Here is a 17682-nt window from a genome sequence, read left to right as displayed (position 1 = left end):
CATATCCAGCAGGTTAAGCAAATCTAGATGTGCTTACCAATTATTCTACTTCAAAAACAGCCTGTATTTCCACCGAAGAATTAACAGGAATGGATGACGCGCCTAAAGTGGCTCTGGCATGTTTCCCTTTTTCTCCGAAAATTTCCACGGTAAGATTTGAGGCAGCATTCATCAGGTCTGCATGTTTCGTATAATCATCTTTGGTATTGAAAATTCCCGTCAATTGCACACATTGTTTTACTTTATTGAGATCTCCGCCCACAGCTTCTTTTAAAACGGCTATAACATTAAGCATTGTAGCTTTTGCAGCTTCTTTTACCTCTTGCTCATTAACATCAACACCTAATTTTCCGGGATTTAAAATTTTACCGTCTTTCAAAGCAACCTGATTGATGAACACAAGATTTCCTGAACGCACAAACGGTTTATAATTTCCGGCAGGCTGTGGAACCTGTGGCAGAATAATATTCTTTTCTTCCAAAACTTCATTGATATCCTGAGATTTTTCCTGAGCTACAGCCGCAGTCTGTTTCTTAGAAAATGTACCCTTCAGGGCCAGGGCGGTTTTGGCAAAATTTCTTCCCTGGATTTTCGCCAGTTCACGCTCATCTTTTGTAGGTCTTTCAACATCTTTCAGCGAGGCCGTGCTTGTTACTCCTAAAACGGTATTCCCTTGTGGAATTGTCTTATCGATATTTTCCGTTCCCCTGATTCCGTTGGAGACAAGTACCATTCCGTGAACCGCTAAAGTATTCCGGAAAGCATTCAGAGCAAGCTCTTTTCCCGCTCCGCTTCCTGCGGACATAAAAACTGTTGCAGGCATTCCTTCCAGCGCATGATTGGTCCATAGATTAACGGTTTTAGACAAAAATTCACTCATTCCCGTACTGATATTCCCGAAATAAACAGGTGATCCGAAAGCAATTCCGTCATAGGAAGGCAATTCATCTACAGAGGCTACAGGAATGTTTTTTAATTCAGGATTTGAGGATTCTTTAACCTGTTTAATTACTGCTGCTGCATTTTTACTGCTTTCGATACCGGATGCTATTTCTTTGGCCAGTTTATATGTCCCGCCATTATCTGAATGGATAAGAACCAATATTCTGGCTTTATTACCTTGTGCCATAACCGTGCTGATTTTTAATAATAAAATTAATATAAAAACGGTACTTAGTTTTTTCATTTTTAAAGAAATAAATAATTACAGTACAAAATTAATATTGTCGTTTTTATTAAATTTGCCAAAAATACTATGCAGAACGACAGTGTAAAATGTGGCTTAACAGAACAGAAGAACAGCAGATTTGTAGATACTATAGGAAAAGAAGCCTATGTCTGGTGTGAAAAAGACTGGAAGCATGATGATCATGAGCATACGCACCACCGTGCCCAGCTTACTTTTGTGGAAGATGGCTACCAGTATTTTCATATAGATCAGAAAATTTATCTTGTTCCGCAGTATCACGTCATCTGGATTCCTTCCGGAAAGGCGCACAGAATTACTTCGGAAGCGAAAACAGTTAATTTAATGGTCTTCCTGTTCAAAACGGTTTTTGATGATGATTTTTACAAACATATTCATGTTTTTGCAGTTCCCCCGGTTTTGAAAGAAATGCTTCTCTATGCTTCCAAATGGAACCAGCTGACAGATGAAGATGAAGAACAGGATCTCTTTTTTAAAGCGATTTTAAAAAGCCTCCCCAACTTCTGCAGGGAAAGCAGTTATCTTGAAATTCCGGTTCCGTCGGATGTCAGGCTTATTCCGGTTTGTACTTATATCAATTTAAATTTTAAATACAGCCTGAATGCCGATGAAATGGCAGAAAAAGCACAAATGTCCGTAAGGAGCCTGCAAAGGATTTTTAAGAATGAAACTGGAATTACCCTGCAAAAATACCTGCAGCTTGTAAGGATATTGAAAAGTATAGAACTTATTGATACAGGACAATACACTTTAAGCCAGATTGCTTATAGAGTTGGTTATCAAAGTTTGTCCGCTTTTACGTCTTCTTATCATGCAATTATGAAAGCCAAGCCCAAAGTGAGAAAGATGAATTAAGGTGTTTCATCGTGAGCCATATCTACAGGTTTGGATTCCGGTGATCCTTTTTCACGAAGCCAGATAGACAGAATCACGATTGCTGCAACAGCTAAAAATTTCTGAAAAGATTCAAACCAGAACCTGGATTCTGAGATGTATTGTACAGCATTAACCGTAGGTTTATTTTTGATGACCTGCTCTTCGTTGAAATCTTTCATACTTCCATAAAAATGCAGTCCGAAGCTTGCAATAAATAAAACCGCAAAAGCCAGGGATAAGGAATGCTTATAAAGGGTAAGCCATATTCCTCCTTTTTTAACGGGCCACGGAGCTTTTGAATGAGCTTCCGGCTCTTTGTCTACATCTTCTTTCTTTTCCAGAGATTTGGACTCGCTGGAACCTTTTTGTCTCAGGGAAACCGTTAATACAATGTAGAGCATCATCTGGAGAAATTCACTTTCCCAGTTTTCAAATGTAGCCTGTATAAAATGTCCGCTGTAAATATAGGATCCAACACTGAGTTGTGGACTTCCTTCTTCTGTCAGTTCTTTATTCAATGTTGCCCAGCCTGTAAAAAACTGTCCAAGAAGGCAGCAAAACATTAGTGTAAGCAAAATAATACTTAAACTGTTACGGTAAAAGAAAGTTTTTTTTGACATGGTAACTGCAATTTAAAGTTGAAATTCAGGTATAAGGTTCCGGCTTTGAATCACATGCTCCTAAAATTAATGTTTCTGTTTTTATAATTTTAGTTCTTTAAAGCTGTTTGATTCTATCCGTTGATAATCAGTCCGCCGTTTGGATGGAGAACCTGCCCTGTAATTTGTGCAGCTCCGTTTCCTGCAAGAAAAAGAAAGCTTCCGGCTATTTCTTCAGGTGTGGCATTTCTGTCAAAAGGCGGTTTATCCGGGTTTTCCTCTTCTTCCCCGAATGTTGCCTTGGTCAATGGTGTTGCCACAGGGCCGGGTGCCACAGCATTGATCCGGATTCCTTTTGGTTTTGCCTGAAGTGCAAGTGATCTCGTAAATGATACAATAGCACCCTTTGTTGCTGAATAATCCAGAAGTTCTGCATGCCCCTGATAAGCAGCAGCCGAAGTGGTATTGATTACGCTGCTTCCTTCTTTAAGATATGGGAAAACAACTTTTGTGAGCAGGATCATTCCTATGATATTGGAATTAAAGGTTTTCCGGATATTTTCTTCTTCGAGTTCTTCAATATTCTCTGCGGGAAACTGTACCCCGGCATTATTAATGAGAATATCAATTCCTCCGAATTCTTCAATTATCTTTGCTGTTGTTTCTTCACAAAATCCGTAATCATTGATGTCACCTCCGAAAATGATGCATTTTCTGCCCAGTTTTTCGATTTCATTTTTGGTTTCTTCCGCATTTTTTATGTCTGAATGATAAATGATGGCAATATCAGCGCCTTTATGTGCGAAAAGTAAAGCTGTTGCCTTACCTATTCCGCTGTCAGCTCCTGTGATCAGAACTGATTTATCTTTTAATTCATCCATACTCATGATTATTTTTCAGTTACCGGTTTCTGCATTTCAGCCATTCTGTGGGCAATCATAGCCGTTTTTTGCAAACTGTTTGGCCAGTTCATAACCAATTCCGCTGGTTGCGCCTGTAATTAAAGCATATTGATTCTTGCGCCCCATATTTTATTTTAAGATTAGTGACTGGTTGATTTCACTTTTGAAACATCCAAGGATGAATTCCGTATAGTACATCTGAGCGTTCAGAGCCTGCGTTTTAGGATGCAGTTCGAGCTTTTTGGTGAGAATGATCTCTCCTTTATAAGAAAAGGAGAAAAAGGCAAAAACCTTATAGGATGAATTCCTTATCGGGGTACAATAGCCTGTGGTGGCAATTGACCAGTCGGAACCGAAGATTTTTGCCGCATTCAGGGCCATTGTTTCTACAATATTTTCGGATACACAGTCACATTCTTCTGCCTCTTCTTTGTCTATGTGAAGAAGTTTTACTTTTTGAGGCAATGTATAGGCGGTCAGGCCACCACTATAAAATAGTGAAGCGTTCGGCATCTGTGAAAAAGCCAGCTGCAAACACCCTGATGTAACACTTTCTGCAATAGAAATTGTTTCGCCTGCAGTCATGAGAGACTGGCTTATATGGCTTAAAAGGTTTTCTTGAAATTCCATAATTTTAAATATTTAGTGTGTGATGTGAAGGTGTTTTTTATTTATGTTCAGGTATTCCTCGCGAGTTCCAGATCCCAGACTCTGTGACCGGAAATGGCTCTGATAAACTGTTCATCAGAATCCCTGTCTTTTGCTGCGATAATCACGGCCGGATCTTCGTGCTTTTTCATGGCTATATTACTGTTGCTATAAAGTATTTCTGTTCCTGCACCGAAATAAATAGCCTTGCAGTGCTTATAGGCTTCATTGATGAAACGCAGAGTAAGATGTTTGTTTTCAGGATTCATTAATTCTTCAGCGGATTTCTCCCCGGCACTTAGGTATAAAGCATCAAAACATACGCTGGCAATACTTGTAAGAGAATGTTTCGGAGATAAAATTTCATCAGTTGCACTGACAGGAGCTAAACTTGGTGCAATAAGTTCTACTGTTGCTCCTTCTTTTTCAAGTTTTGTTTTCAGGGCATTCAGAACGGTTCCGTCTGCACCATTGGCCAGGATAAAGCCTATTTTTCTGCTTTTGATGGTATTTTTAACGGTATCCTTCATGCTTAGCGCTTCGGATATTTTTGTTTTAGACTCTCTTTCTTCACTTTGAAGTTTACTGATATCGCCGTCTGCAGGAATGCTTTGGTTAGGCTGTTTCAGTTTTTTAACTTTTACCCCTAATTTTTCGGCAACTTTTTTAGCGAGGATGTTATCGATGAAGGCTAATTGCCCTACCATTCTCTCCCTGATCTCCGGTATCGTTACTTTGGACAGTTCAAAAACAAGAGCATTCTGAAGGTGAGTCTGCTCAGGACCGGACTGACTGTTATAGAATAATTTTGCCTGTGAATAATGATCTACAAAACTCTGGCTTCTTTTTCTTACTTTTTCTCCTGAAACCTTTTCTTCATGGGAAGCAAATCCTCCTTCTGACATCATGGACTGAAAAGGACATCCCCCTCCGGTGGAGTTCGGTTCATAACTTACTTTGCCTTTTACGACCTGTTGTCTCATATGGCCGTCACGCTGATTGTTGTGAACTGTATTTACAGATCTGTTAATCGGTATTTCATGGAAATTGGGTGATCCGAGTCTTGACAGCTGGGTATCTGTATATGAAAACAGTCTTCCCTGAAGCAGGGGATCATTAGTGAAATCTATACCCGGAACAAGATGTCCGGGATGAAAAGCTACCTGTTCGGTCTCTGCAAAGAAGTTTTCCGGATTTTTATTAAGTGTTAAGGTTCCGACAATTTCTACGGGAACTTCTTCTTCGGGAACAAGTTTCGTAGGGTCCAGAAGATCAAAATCAAACTTATGTTCGTCTTCTTCCGGAATCAGCTGTACACCGAAATCCCATTCAGGATAAGCTCCGGTTTCAATGGATTCCCACAGATCCCTTTTATGAAAATCGGGATCTACACCAGAAATTCTCTGGGCTTCATCCCAGGCAACAGAATGTACTCCGAGTCTGGGTTTAAAATGAAATTTAACGAAATGAACTTTTCCTTGTTCATTAATGAATTTAAAGGAATGAACTCCAAATCCTTCCATCATTCTAAGACTTCGGGGAATCGCTCTGTCACTCATCAGCCACATAATCATATGCATACTTTCCGGCATCAGTGAGATAAAATCCCAGAATGTATCGTGTGCTGAAGCTGCCTGAGGTATTTCATTATCGGGTTCCGGCTTCACGGCATGAACGAGATCCGGAAACTTAATAGCATCCTGTATAAAAAAAACGGGCATGTTATTCGCTACAAGATCATAATTTCCTTCCTGAGTGTAAAACTTTATAGCAAAACCTCTTACATCTCTTGCCAGATCGGTACTGCCCTTACTTCCTGCTACGGTTGAAAATCTTACGAAAACAGGTGTTTCCAGGCCGGCTTTTGACAAAAAATCGGCTTTAGTATAAGGACTGAGGCTTTTGTTTAATTTAAAAATGCCATGTGCCCCTGAACCCCTTGCGTGAACTATTCGTTCGGGAATTCTTTCATGATCGAAGTGAGTTATTTTCTCTCTTAAAATGAAATCTTCCAACAGTGTAGGTCCTCTGTCACCGGATTTTAATGAATCCTGATTATTATTGATTTTTATCCCCTGATTGGTTGTCAGTTTTTCGTTTTCGTTGGAAGTGGTGTGGCTGTCCAGTTGGTTTAACTTTTCATTTTGGTTTTCATTTTTCATATCAATTTATTTTTAATGTGGTGTGAAGGTTAAAAAGTCAAACTAAATCTGTCACGGGGTTATTCTGTTCCGGCCCTGTCTTTTTCTAAGGTGCTCAGTACTTTATTAAGATATTCCTCTTCTTTTAATACTTTGTAATATGCTGTTTTGGCATATAGGGTGAATGAAGAATTTTCAATATTGATTTCCGTGTCCATGCTGCCCGGATCAACGGTTTTTTCGCTATGATATTCACGGATATTCAGAAAGTACTCGTTAATATAATTGTCGATTACATTTTTCAGAATATCGCACTTTGCGTTATTTTTTATCTTTTCCAATGATTTGATGAGAAAAGCAGTAACTCCGTAAGAATTGATAACATTGGGAAATAAAGACTCATTCTCTATCATATTGTTTTTATCATTCAACCCGGAATGTCTTAAAGTGTCGTTTTCAAATATCATATTCTCAGCGGTTATTAGTTATCGGGAATTCTTAAATATTTCTCAAAATAGTGCAGGTCTTCCTTGTCTTTGATGGAAAGATAAAACATGATCTGTTCCGGTTCTTTCAGACCTATACTGCCGAAGCAGTCGAAATGCGCGATCAGAGCCTGAATATTTTCAATTTCTACATCTTTCAGGATCACAAATAATAAAAAAATATGATCCTTGATCTCTTTGGCATAAACAGCTGCGCCTTCTTCAAACCAGCCACCTTTATTGGAAACCTTGATAAAGTCTTTATGTTTCAGGGTCTTTACTATTTTTTGACAATCCATATATTTGAGTAATTGAGTTGATAGGTCCTTTCGAAAAATTTTATTTTCACTTCAACATCAATTTCCCTGAGCTTTATTCTGAATGAATACTTATAAATAGGTTGCGCTATACCGGAAATAATGAATTTTTCTACCTTACCTGAGGGATTGGAAATTATGTTGAAACCTGATACTTCAAATATACACCTCAATAATTCACTTTTTTATGACCTAAATCATATTAATTCAACTCTTATAGGTTTAATAGATTATTTTCCTGTTTTCTATGGTGATGTATCCTTCTTTTCCCATTTTTTTCAAAGCGCGGATAACAGTTTCTACACGCAAACCAACCAGGTTGGCAATCTGCTGTCTCGTAAGTTCTACCTGGAAGCAGCTCCCGCAGCTGTCGTCATGATAGCTCTTAAGATAATCCAGCAGCCCTGTAAGCCTTGAGGCAGGATTCAGGGAAGCCATACTCTGAAGCATAATGGCCTTGAAATAGAGCCTTTGGGAAAGACATGCGTTCATTTCCAGAGAAAACTTAGGTTCTGTCTTTATTAATTTCAGAAACTGTTCCTTTGGGACCCTTATAATTTCTGAAGGGCCTATACATACTGCATTGGTCGGATAAAATTTATCTAAAAAAAGCAATGAATCTCCAAAGCTCTGTTTTCCTCCAAAAATGTTATGTATAAATTCTTTTCCTTCTTCGTCATAATTATTGAGCTTTACTTTTCCGTTGACAATCTGGAAATAATACAGAGCATGATCCCCTTCCCTGTATATAAGCTCCCCTTTTTTATATTGTCTGATTTCCCCTCCGTATGAATATAGAATATCTTCGCCTATATTCATGCAGCTTATTGTTTTCATAAGTATGTTTTTTAATATGTTCAATAAAAAATAGTGAAATTTTTTATTGAAATTGCTTTTTGATGAAAATTATTATAATCGGGTTATTTATTTTCTCTATCAGCATGCTAATGCTTTTTACAAATTAAAATTTCATTGAATATGAGATTCTGTAAATCATATGCAAATATCGAACCTTATTGTTTGAATTTATTGTTAAAGTAAGTTAAATTAATTATCAAATTGTGTTTGAATTAAAACTTATGGTAGTTATTTAATATTAAAAAAGATAATTGTTTGAAAATTATTAAATTTAAATTCTATAGCAGTTAAATATCCTTGCAGATGACTGAAGGATATTAAAAAACTTAATAAAAAATGAATATAATGAAGAAGTAATTATTGTAGTATTTGCAAATTGATGCTCAAAGGATATTTCATAAATAGTTATATTTTGTTGTGTATATTCAAAAATAATACATTTTTAAAGCAACCTTTTATGATCTGGATCATAATATTATTTTGCAAATTTTTTAGTCCCGGCAACACATAAAATAACTCCTACAGTAACAGCCAGCATTCCTATACTTACCTTCTCATGAAGGAAATAAGCTGCCAGTCCAAGTCCGAAAAAAGGCTGTAATAACTGTAGTTGCCCCACTGTAGCAATACCGCCTTGCGCCAGGCCTTTGTACCAGAATATAAAACCGATAAACATGCTGAAAAGGGAAATATAAGCCATTCCAAACCACCCTTTAAAGCTTACAGTCTCAATATGGTCGGGAAAGTAAATAAAAAATAAAGGGATCATAACCGGCAATGCCAATACCAGGGCCCAGGAAATCACCTGCCAGCCGCCTAATGTTTTTGACAGTTTTGCACCTTCAGCATATCCCATTCCACATAGAATAACCGCCAGAAGCATTAGCATATCGCCAATTGGCGAAGCAGAAATCCCTTGTGAAACCGCATATCCTATTACTAAAAGGCTTCCCACAATAGAAAAGAGCCAGAATACCGGATGAGGCTTTTCTCCACCCCGGAACACTCCAAATATGGCAGTTGCCAAAGGCAGCATTCCTAAAAATACAATAGAATGTGCAGAAGTAAGATATTGAAGAGCCAATGCAGAAAGAAGCGGAAACCCAACCACACAGCCGAGCGATACCAAAAGCAATGGTATGAGCTGTTGTTTTACAGGCCGTTTTTCTTTACCTATCCACAAAACCATAAAAGCCAGTATCCCTGCAATGGCAGCACGTACTATTGTTACAAAAATCGGGCTCATTTCCATCACCGCTAATTTGGTGGCAGGCAGTCCGCCACTGAATAATACTACTCCTATAAACCCGTTGATCCATCCGCTTATATTTTCATCTTTGGATATTTTGTCAGTCATCATTTCTATATTTTTTTAATAATTCAAAATTAGAAAGCTGAAATGAATAAACACAGTCTCAGTTTTGTATATTTGCATGAACACAGTTGCAAAAATGAGTAAAGAATTTATATATACAGAAATTGCTGACGGAATTGCTTCCCAGATCAGAAACGGAGTATTAAAAGCAGGAGACAGACTTCCTTCCGTAAGAATGATGTGCCAGGAACATCAGGTAAGCATGAATACGGCGAAACGGGTTTTTCTGGAACTTGAATCCCAGTCTTTAATTGAATCCAAGCCGCAGTCAGGTTATTTTGTCAGCAGGCTGATGTCTGTAAAGCTTCCTCTTCCGGAAGTAAGCAGGCCTTCCCTGATTGCCAATAACGATGAACCGGACGAGCTGATCAGTAAGGTTTATGAAAACATGGGAAAGAAAGGGCTTACTTTTTTTTCTATCGGAATTCCTTCGGGAGATCTTCTGCCGCAGGCTAAATTAAAGAAAGAAATCATCAATGCAACCCGTGAATTAAAAGATGGCGGAACAGCATATGAAGAACTTCAGGGAAACTTGAAATTACGAAGAATGATTGCCGTACGTTCACTGCAATGGGGAGGGAATCTCAGTGAAAATGATCTGGTTACTACAAATGGCGGTATGAATGCCCTCTCCTTCTGTCTAATGGCTTTAGGAAAACCCGGTGATACAATTGCCATTGAAAGTCCGTGTTATCCGGGTATTTTACAACTGGCAAATGGCTTGGGCTTAAATGTCCTTGAACTTCCCACTCACCCAACCACAGGTATTGAGATTGAAGCTTTGAAAAAAGTAATACCGCAAATTGATCTTTGCCTGCTGATTCCAAATTTCAATTCACCGCTGGGAAGCTGTATGCCGGATGAAAATAAAAAAGAGATCGTAAAAATTCTTTCTGAAAATAATATTCCCCTGATTGAAGATGATGTTTACGGTGACCTTTATTTTGGGGCAAGCCGTCCGAAATGCTGCAAATCTTTTGATAAGGACGGAAATGTACTGTACTGCAGCTCAATTTCAAAGACACTGGCTCCGGGATACCGTGTGGGGTGGATTGCTCCGGGAAAGTATAAGGACAAAATCATGAAGCTTAAGCTGCTCCATTCCACTTCATCTATTTCTATTGTAAATGAGGCTGTAGCCAATTTTCTCAAATCAGGAAGATATGAGAAGCATCTTCAGCAAATGAGGAGGGCACTTCAGAATAATTATCAGAATTATGTGCAGACCATTGCAGAATATTTCCCTGAAGGCACAAAAACAAGCCGGCCGCAGGGAGGCCTTTCCCTTTGGGTAGAGTTTGATAAGAATATCCGCACCACTGAGCTGTATGATCTTGCCATTAAACAGAACATCAGTATTGCTCCCGGCAGGATGTTTACCCTTCAGAATCAGTTTGAAAACTGCATGCGCCTATGTATTGGACTGCCGTGGACGGAAGAAACCAGGTTATGCCTGCAACAGGTAGGGAATCTTGCAAAAAAAATATGATATTATCTGTCCGGAACGAAGTTTTTCCTTGCCAGTTCTTTTCTTACCCTGCTCAGACTTTCCGGGGTGATTCCAAGATAAGAAGCAATCATCCACTGCGGAACTCTTAAAAGTAAATCAGGATACATTTTAATAAATTTCATATATCTTTCTTCTGCAGTTTCGCCCAGTAAAGAATTGATCCTGTTCTGAAGGCTTCTGATGTGCTTCTGTAAAAGGAAATCACTTCTTTCAATACTGTTCGGGAACTGTTCTACAAGTTTGTTGAAGAAATCGGGGTGAAGAAACAGAACTTCCGTGTCTTCGACCGCTTCTATGTAGTAGATTGATTTTTCGTTAAAATAAAGACTGCTTCGGTCGGAAATCAGCCAGCTTTCCGGAGCAAACTGTATGATATGCTCTTTCCCGTTCTTGTCGATGGAATACATTTTCAGCAGCCCTTTTTCCACAAAGAATATATGCCTGCAGATCTCACCATACTGTAAAAGAAACTGGTTTTTAGGTATTTTCTTTACTTCATAGTGTAAACTGCACATGTTCACTTTTTCTATAGGAACATTGAGTACTTTAGCCAGATAAGTGTTTATATTCTTCATTTATGTGAGCTGATTTGTGGATATATCTTCATGTGATGCACTGTTAATAGCCTTTCCATCTTCTATTACAATTAACTGCGGGCTTTCATGCCTGATTCCAAGGTCTTCAGATATTTTATTGGAAATCAGTCTATATTTTAGCAAATCTAAGTAATATAACTCCACTTTATGATCTAAATTATCTATCTCTCTCTCAAAATTTTTCAATACAGTTTTGCTGATGAAACATTGTGTTGAATGTTTGAAAATAGCAATTCTATGGTGATAGGAATTTTCAATCGCTTTATTGAGATCCTCCACAGATTCAAGTGTTTTCCAGAAAGATTTACGTTCAGGGGCGTCTTCTTTTCCTCCGAATATTTTGTCAAAAAAACTCATACATTAAATTGTTTTAAATGGTGATCAAGATGCTTGTATTCTAAAAATCCCCAGTCTTTTTCAGTCATTTTCCCGAATAATCTGTGACGGTCCGGAAGCGCTTTATTTTCAGATGCGGTCCGGAAGTCTTTCAGGGTATTCAGCAGATTGGTTCTTGATGCATTAAAATCACATTCAAAATTAACGATTAGTTTTCGAAAAGTAGGCATGTTTCGGGGAATTCCGTTGTTAAAGATCTGCATTTCCACTTTGGTGACTGCTCCTATTGTTTCAAAAAAGATATTAATCTCAGGAAGTTCAATTTTTCCTAAGGCCACTTTAAGAACAAGATCACAATGGGTTAGCATCCGGGAAGCATTCATTCTTCCCCATCTTTGTGGAGTATTTTCAGTAAGTAAGGAAATCCGGTGAATAATTTCCTCAAAATAAACCGGATTGTGCAGACTTTTCTTTACCACCCTTTTTCTTTCTTCAGATTTTCAATATGGGCAAAATGATGGTTGCAATGCCAGACATACAGGGCAAGATAATTTCTCAGATCATAATCCTGATTTTGTTCCGGATGATGAAAGGTTCTTTCAAACTGTTTATTGGTAAGGCTTTTCAGCAAAACAGCCCATCTTTGATGAGTTCCTTTTATCATTCTCATGGCAGGTTTTATGGGCATACTGACGCTGTCCTGAAGCTCGGCCCATTTCGCTTCATCATAAGGTCTTATGGTGGGATTATCCTCCGTTAATGCCAGTTTAAGACGGATAAAACTGTTAATATGGCTGTCAGCAATATGATTTACAAGCTGGCGAACTGTCCATCCTCCTTCTCTGTAAGGAGTATCCAGCTGATCGTCAGAAAGGTTTTCTATCAGGTTTTTAAGCTTTTCAGGGAAATTTTTGATGACTTTAATATATTCATCAAGTTTGATGTCGCAGATGTTTTCAGGTTGCTGATATTCACCTATAGGAAATCTTTTCTGTTCTAAGTTGCTCATTTTAATAGTTTTAAATTGTCCTGTCCGGTTATTCATTTCCGGACGTTTTTTTCAGTAGCAGTTTCTGTAAATTTATCAAAAATTCAAGAATCTAAAATGAAGAATGCATTAATTGTATTGATATGGTTTATATGAAAAAGCTCCAATTCTGAAAAATTGAAGCTTTACTATTGTAATTGATATTTTAATAACCGTGTAAATCAATACCTTCTGTTCTCTGCAGGGTTACTTTTCTTCCCATTTTCTTTTGAATCACCCTGAAATGCTGCAGTTCATCATCTGTCAGAATGCTGATGGCGGTTCCTTTTTCGTTGGCACGGCCTGTTCTTCCAATCCGGTGAATATAATCTAAAGGTGAGCGTGGAAGCTCATAATTAATTACGCAAGGTAAAGATTCAATATGTATACCACGGCCAATGAGATCCGTAGCTACTAAAATCTGGGCTCCGTTTACTTTAAATTCCTCCAAATTATTTCTGCGGGCTCCCTGTGATTTCTGGCTGTGGATGGCTACTGCTTTAATTTTATTCTTTTTAAGCTTTTCCACCAGATTATCGGCTGATCTTGTAGAGGAAACAAATATCAAAGCTTTTTCAACTTTCTTTTCTTTAATTAAATACCGCAAAAAAGGGCCTTTATTTTCCGTAGCAACATGATAGGCCAGTTGTTCAATATTGTCAATCTCAACTTCTTCTTTTTTAATTTCAATGATGACAGGATTGATGGATAAACGCTCTTTCATTTCAGAAACCTTATCATTTAAAGTCGCTGAAAATAAAGTTGTCTGTTTTACTACAGGCATCAAAGCGAAAAGCTTGTTCATTTCCTCACCAAACCCCAGCTGAAACATTTTATCCGCTTCATCAATCACCAAATGCTGAATTCCTGAAATACTTAATGCATTATGATCAATAAGATCTAATAAACGGCCCGGCGTTGCAATAAGAACTTCCACTCCAAACATGCCTTTCATCTGCGGATTAATGGAAACACCGCCATAAACAGCCATTGTACGGATCTCACGCTTTAGATTTTCTGTGAAAACTCTGAAAACTTCATCAATCTGAATGGCTAATTCACGGGTAGGAACCAATATCAAAACCTGAACATTCCGGTCTTTTTTAACTTCTGAATTTTGCAGCTTTTCTAAAATTGGCATCACAAAACATGCGGTTTTTCCGGAACCTGTCTGTGCAATTCCCATCAGGTCTTTGCCCTGCAAAATAACCGGAACAGCCTGCTCCTGAATCGGAAATGGTTTCAGATAGCCCAATTTTTTGACGGAACGAATAATATTGTGTGATAATCCTAAAGATTCAAATGACATAAACATACTTATTTACTGCAAAGATAAGCTATTGATATTTGGTAAAAACCGGAGCTGTATGCTATATAAGGTAAACTTGCAGTTATTTCAATTCTGATATAGCACTCAACGAGTTAGAAAAATATATTGCCGATTTGTCCGATAATTCAGTTTTGGACAGTTTTTTGAGTATTTTTATCAAAAATTCGAGAAATCTCAATATGAAAAAAGCGTTAATAATAGTAGATGTACAGAATGATTTTTGTGAAGGAGGTGCTCTGGCAGTTCCGGAAGCCAATGAAATTATTCCCTATATCAATCTTTTGATGGAAGAAAATGAATATGATCAGATTGTGCTCACCCAGGACTGGCATCCTGCCAACCATAAAAGTTTTGCCAGCAACAACAACAGAAAAGTAGGCGAAAGCATTATTCTGAACGGAGTTCCACAATTCATGTGGCCGGATCATTGTATCCAGGGAACTTTCGGGGCTGAATTCCATAAGGACCTGAACAGGGATAAAGTAACCCACATTGTTCAAAAGGGGAAAAATACAGAAATTGACAGCTACAGCGGATTTCAGGACAATAACCACTTTATGAAAACAGGATTGGATGATTTTTTAAAATATCATGACATCCAGCTGCTCGAAATTGTAGGTGTAGCTTTAGATTATTGTGTAAAATTCACCTGTCTGGATGCAGTAGCAAACGGGTACATCACATGTCTCCATTTCAACGGAACAAAAGCTGTGAATGTAAAACCGGACAATGGCAAAGACGCTATTTATGACCTGATCCAGAATGGAGTTACAATTCTTGGATAATTTTTTCCAATAATAAGGCCTAAATTATAAATGATGAATTTAGCAAGTCTGTACAATTACTTTTCAGTCTATGATTTAAAGATAAAAAAAGGCGCAGAAATTTTATTTCTGCGCCTTTTTAATTTTTATAGCGTATTAAAGCATTTTAAGATTATTTACTTCAAGTTCTGAAAGGATTCTCCAGTGCCCACGCTTAATATTCTTTTTGGTAAGACCTGCAAACATCACTCTGTCTAAAGCTTCCACCTCATATCCAAGCCTTTGGAAAATTCTTCTGATCACACGGTTCCACCCGATATGAATTTCAATCCCGATTTCATTTTTCGGTTTTCCTTCAATAAATGAAATCTGGTCTACTACCGCTACTCCTTCATCAAGACGGATTCCTTCTGCAATCAGTTTCATATCTTCATGGGTAAGTTTTTTATCCAAAGTTACGTGATAGATTTTTTTGGCATCAAAAGAAGGGTGTGTAAGCTTTTTCGTCATATGCCCGTCATTCGTTAAAAGAATAACTCCTGTGGTAGAACGGTCCAGCCTTCCTACAGGGAATAAACGGTAAGGTGATGCATTCGCAACCAGGTCCATTACTGTTTTTCTGGCTTTATCATCTTTGGTGGTAGAAATATATCCTTTTGGTTTATTTAAAAGTACATATACAGGTTTTTCCGGTGTAATTCCCTGCCCGTCAAAAACAACCTTATCTGTTTTCTGAACCTGATATCCCATTTCAGTTACCACCTGTCCGTTTACCTCTACAAGCCCCTGCGTAATAAGCTCATCAGCTTCTCTTCTGCTGCAGATTCCCGAGTTGGCAATATATTTATTCAGACGGATCGTATCCTTATGAACATCCTTATCAATTTTATTTAATCTCCTTTTCTGTACAAAAGACTTTGCTTTATCTTCATTTCTGTCATCTCCGCCGGAAGGTCTTCTTCCGTATTTCAGACTTCCTCTTTCATATTTATCTCTGGTATCAAAATTCTTTCCACCTCTTTTTGGCTTACCGAAAGTTTTTTTCTCACGCCCCTCACTTGAGTTGGTGATATAGGCTCTGCTTTCAGATTTTGAATCTTCATCTCCGCTATCCCCGCTTCTTTTGAAAGGTTTAGATTCAAACTTTGAATTGCTTCCTTTGTGGTCTGAATTTCTTTCACCGGCTTTTGGAAAAGATTTTTTAAAAGGTTTTGATCCTGAAGAATTTCCGGATCTAGAAGCACGAGAATCATCAGAACTTTTTCTTGTTGAAATTCTTGGTCTTTTTGGTCTTTCTGAATTATTGTTATCTCTGCTCATTCTAAAAATTTCTGCAAAGATAGTAATTTAGTTACGAGTTAAAAATTAAGAATCATAACTTTGCAGAATAGTTTTATTCTAATTTTAAAGAAACTCCAATAATGATAACAATATTAAACGATGATTTTTCTCAATTAAATAACTTCCTTCACGAAAAAACTTTCAGTAAGATCTTTATTTTGGTTGATGAAAATACCCATGAATATTGTCTTCCTGTTCTCCTGGGCAATATGGAAACAGACTTAGGCTTTGAAATTTTAGAGATTGAGGCCGGCGAGGAAATGAAGAATATCCAGACTGCCAACCAGCTTTGGGAGATTCTTACCGAGATGCAGGCAGACAGAAAAGCACTTGTCATCAATCTTGGAGGAGGTGTAATTACGGATATGGGCGGTTTTGTGGCATCTACCTATAAAAGAGGAATTCAGTTCATCAATATCCCCACTACCCTTTTATCTATGTGTGACGCTTCCATAGGAGGAAAAACCGGCATAGATCTTATGCATTATAAGAATATGGTGGGAACCTTTGCATTCCCGGAACAGATCTTTATTTATCCGAAGTTTCTGGAAACACTTCCGTTTAAAGAATTACGAAGCGGTTTTGCAGAAATGCTGAAACATGGTCTTATTGCTGATAAAGCCCACTGGGAAAGCCTTATTCAGATTCATAAACTTGATGTAGAAGCGGTAGTTCCCCATATCCAGACTTCAATGGATATCAAACAGGATGTGGTGGAAAAGGATTTTCATGAAAAAAACATCAGAAAAACCCTGAATTTCGGACATACCATCGGACATTCCATAGAAAGCCTTTACCTTAGCCAGGGAAATCCTATCCTTCATGGAGAAGCTGTTGCCATGGGAATGATCTGTGAAGTACATCTGGCATGTCTTGAAAATCTGATTACTGAAGAGGATGCTATTACTATCATTGAAAACATTCAAAGATATTATCCTTACCTTGATATAAGTGATTTTACCGACGAAAACATTACCGCACTTCTGTTGAATGACAAAAAGAATACAGACAGTAAAATCAATTTCTCACTCCTTTCGGGACTAGGCTCGTGTACTTATGATTACCAGTGCAGCCAGAAAAACATTCTGAAATCATTAGATTTTTACAGAAGACTGAATAATGCATAATATTTTATAGGAAAATATCATTTAAGCGATATAATTTTAATAAACAGAATAATTTAGATTATCTCTAAACAAACGTTTGATAGTTTTTATAAATCGTTTAAAATCAATAATTTAATATAAATCAACTTATTATTTAAGTTGATTTTTTTACTGACTTTTGTCATGTCATTTATTTTTGGCAAGCAATTTGAAAGATACTCTGCGTCAAACCCGGTAGTAAAGTTTGACAGTAGTAAAATTTAA

20 protein-coding genes are annotated in these 17682 nt (G+C 37.7%); 4 read left to right on the top strand and 16 right to left on the bottom strand.

Annotation, left to right across the window (positions count from 1 at the left end; translation table 11 throughout):
• Positions 1-40: 40 nt before the first annotated feature.
• Positions 41-1186: an Atu1372/SO_1960 family protein gene (locus HNP36_RS05000; RefSeq protein WP_184159800.1), complete on the bottom strand. Its 1146-nt coding sequence runs from the start codon at positions 1184-1186 to the stop codon at positions 41-43.
• A gap of 69 nt (positions 1187-1255) precedes the next feature.
• Here HNP36_RS05000 and HNP36_RS04995 point away from each other — a divergent pair, with 69 nt between their 5' ends.
• Positions 1256-2062 (top strand): helix-turn-helix domain-containing protein, encoded by an 807-nt coding sequence (locus HNP36_RS04995; protein WP_184159802.1) that lies wholly within the window; start codon positions 1256-1258, stop codon positions 2060-2062.
• On the opposite strand, the gene HNP36_RS04990 is transcribed toward HNP36_RS04995, so the two are convergent.
• From HNP36_RS04990 to HNP36_RS04950, 9 genes are all read right to left on the bottom strand, one after another.
• Positions 2059-2703: a DUF6766 family protein gene (locus HNP36_RS04990; RefSeq protein ID WP_184159804.1), complete on the bottom strand. Its 645-nt coding sequence runs from the start codon at positions 2701-2703 to the stop codon at positions 2059-2061. The genes HNP36_RS04995 and HNP36_RS04990 overlap by 4 nt on opposite strands.
• Before the next feature lie 113 nt (positions 2704-2816).
• Positions 2817-3563 (bottom strand): SDR family oxidoreductase, encoded by a 747-nt coding sequence (locus tag HNP36_RS04985; protein WP_228456251.1) that lies wholly within the window; start codon positions 3561-3563, stop codon positions 2817-2819.
• 36 nt (positions 3564-3599) lie between these two features.
• Positions 3600-3710 (bottom strand): SDR family NAD(P)-dependent oxidoreductase, encoded by a 111-nt coding sequence (locus HNP36_RS04980; RefSeq protein ID WP_228456248.1) that lies wholly within the window; start codon positions 3708-3710, stop codon positions 3600-3602.
• Positions 3711-3713: 3 nt separating this feature from the next.
• A complete protein-coding gene (locus HNP36_RS04975; RefSeq protein WP_184159808.1) occupies positions 3714-4214 on the bottom strand; it encodes a CinA family protein in 501 nt (166 codons plus the stop codon).
• Positions 4215-4261: 47 nt separating this feature from the next.
• Entirely contained in the window at positions 4262-6394 is a 2133-nt protein-coding gene (locus HNP36_RS04970; RefSeq protein WP_184159810.1) for a catalase, read from the bottom strand.
• A 59-nt stretch (positions 6395-6453) separates the two neighbouring features.
• Positions 6454-6840 carry a hypothetical protein gene (locus tag HNP36_RS04965; RefSeq protein ID WP_184159812.1) on the bottom strand — a complete coding sequence of 129 codons (387 nt, stop codon included), beginning with the start codon at positions 6838-6840 and terminating at the stop codon, positions 6454-6456.
• A gap of 14 nt (positions 6841-6854) precedes the next feature.
• The gene (locus HNP36_RS04960) at positions 6855-7157 is read right to left on the bottom strand and encodes a hypothetical protein (RefSeq protein WP_184159815.1); all 303 of its coding nucleotides are present in this window, start codon (positions 7155-7157) and stop codon (positions 6855-6857) included.
• Between the two features lie 240 nt (positions 7158-7397).
• Positions 7398-8012: a Crp/Fnr family transcriptional regulator gene (locus HNP36_RS04955; protein WP_228456246.1), complete on the bottom strand. Its 615-nt coding sequence runs from the start codon at positions 8010-8012 to the stop codon at positions 7398-7400.
• Positions 8013-8508: 496 nt separating this feature from the next.
• Positions 8509-9393 (bottom strand): DMT family transporter, encoded by an 885-nt coding sequence (locus tag HNP36_RS04950; RefSeq protein WP_184159817.1) that lies wholly within the window; start codon positions 9391-9393, stop codon positions 8509-8511.
• Between the two features lie 91 nt (positions 9394-9484).
• Here HNP36_RS04950 and HNP36_RS04945 point away from each other — a divergent pair, with 91 nt between their 5' ends.
• Entirely contained in the window at positions 9485-10897 is a 1413-nt protein-coding gene (locus HNP36_RS04945; protein WP_184159819.1) for a PLP-dependent aminotransferase family protein, read from the top strand.
• 2 nt (positions 10898-10899) lie between these two features.
• On the opposite strand, the gene HNP36_RS04940 is transcribed toward HNP36_RS04945, so the two are convergent.
• From HNP36_RS04940 to HNP36_RS04920, 5 genes are all read right to left on the bottom strand, one after another.
• Entirely contained in the window at positions 10900-11493 is a 594-nt protein-coding gene (locus tag HNP36_RS04940; RefSeq protein WP_184159821.1) for a Crp/Fnr family transcriptional regulator, read from the bottom strand.
• The gene (gene ytxJ, locus HNP36_RS04935; RefSeq protein WP_184159823.1) at positions 11494-11871 is read right to left on the bottom strand and encodes a bacillithiol system redox-active protein YtxJ; all 378 of its coding nucleotides are present in this window, start codon (positions 11869-11871) and stop codon (positions 11494-11496) included. It lies immediately after the preceding gene.
• Complete coding sequence (locus HNP36_RS04930; RefSeq protein ID WP_317168951.1) at positions 11868-12329, bottom strand: DUF1569 domain-containing protein; 462 nt, start codon at positions 12327-12329, stop codon at positions 11868-11870. Before HNP36_RS04930 ends, ytxJ begins: the two co-directional genes overlap by 4 nt.
• Entirely contained in the window at positions 12323-12859 is a 537-nt protein-coding gene (locus HNP36_RS04925) for a YfiT family bacillithiol transferase (protein ID WP_184159825.1), read from the bottom strand. Before HNP36_RS04925 ends, HNP36_RS04930 begins: the two co-directional genes overlap by 7 nt.
• A 184-nt stretch (positions 12860-13043) precedes the next feature.
• Complete coding sequence (locus HNP36_RS04920) at positions 13044-14186, bottom strand: DEAD/DEAH box helicase (protein ID WP_184159827.1); 1143 nt, start codon at positions 14184-14186, stop codon at positions 13044-13046.
• Positions 14187-14386: 200 nt separating this feature from the next.
• Between HNP36_RS04920 and pncA the strand changes: the two genes are divergently transcribed.
• A complete protein-coding gene (gene pncA / locus HNP36_RS04915) occupies positions 14387-14992 on the top strand; it encodes a bifunctional nicotinamidase/pyrazinamidase (RefSeq protein WP_184159829.1) in 606 nt (201 codons plus the stop codon).
• Positions 14993-15127: 135 nt separating this feature from the next.
• Here pncA and HNP36_RS04910 read toward each other — a convergent pair whose 3' ends face one another.
• The gene (locus tag HNP36_RS04910) at positions 15128-16291 is read right to left on the bottom strand and encodes a pseudouridine synthase (RefSeq protein ID WP_184159831.1); all 1164 of its coding nucleotides are present in this window, start codon (positions 16289-16291) and stop codon (positions 15128-15130) included.
• 101 nt (positions 16292-16392) lie between these two features.
• Here HNP36_RS04910 and aroB point away from each other — a divergent pair, with 101 nt between their 5' ends.
• On the top strand, positions 16393-17439 hold the full coding sequence (aroB, locus tag HNP36_RS04905) for a 3-dehydroquinate synthase (RefSeq protein ID WP_184159833.1): 1047 nt from the start codon (positions 16393-16395) through the stop codon (positions 17437-17439).
• Positions 17440-17682: the final 243 nt, after the last annotated feature.

The sequence above is a fragment of the Chryseobacterium shigense genome (assembly GCF_014207845.1).
GTDB classification, from domain to species: domain Bacteria; phylum Bacteroidota; class Bacteroidia; order Flavobacteriales; family Weeksellaceae; genus Chryseobacterium; species Chryseobacterium shigense_A.
Note: the sequence above shows the minus strand (reverse complement) of the source record. Positions and strands in the feature narration are given on the sequence as shown.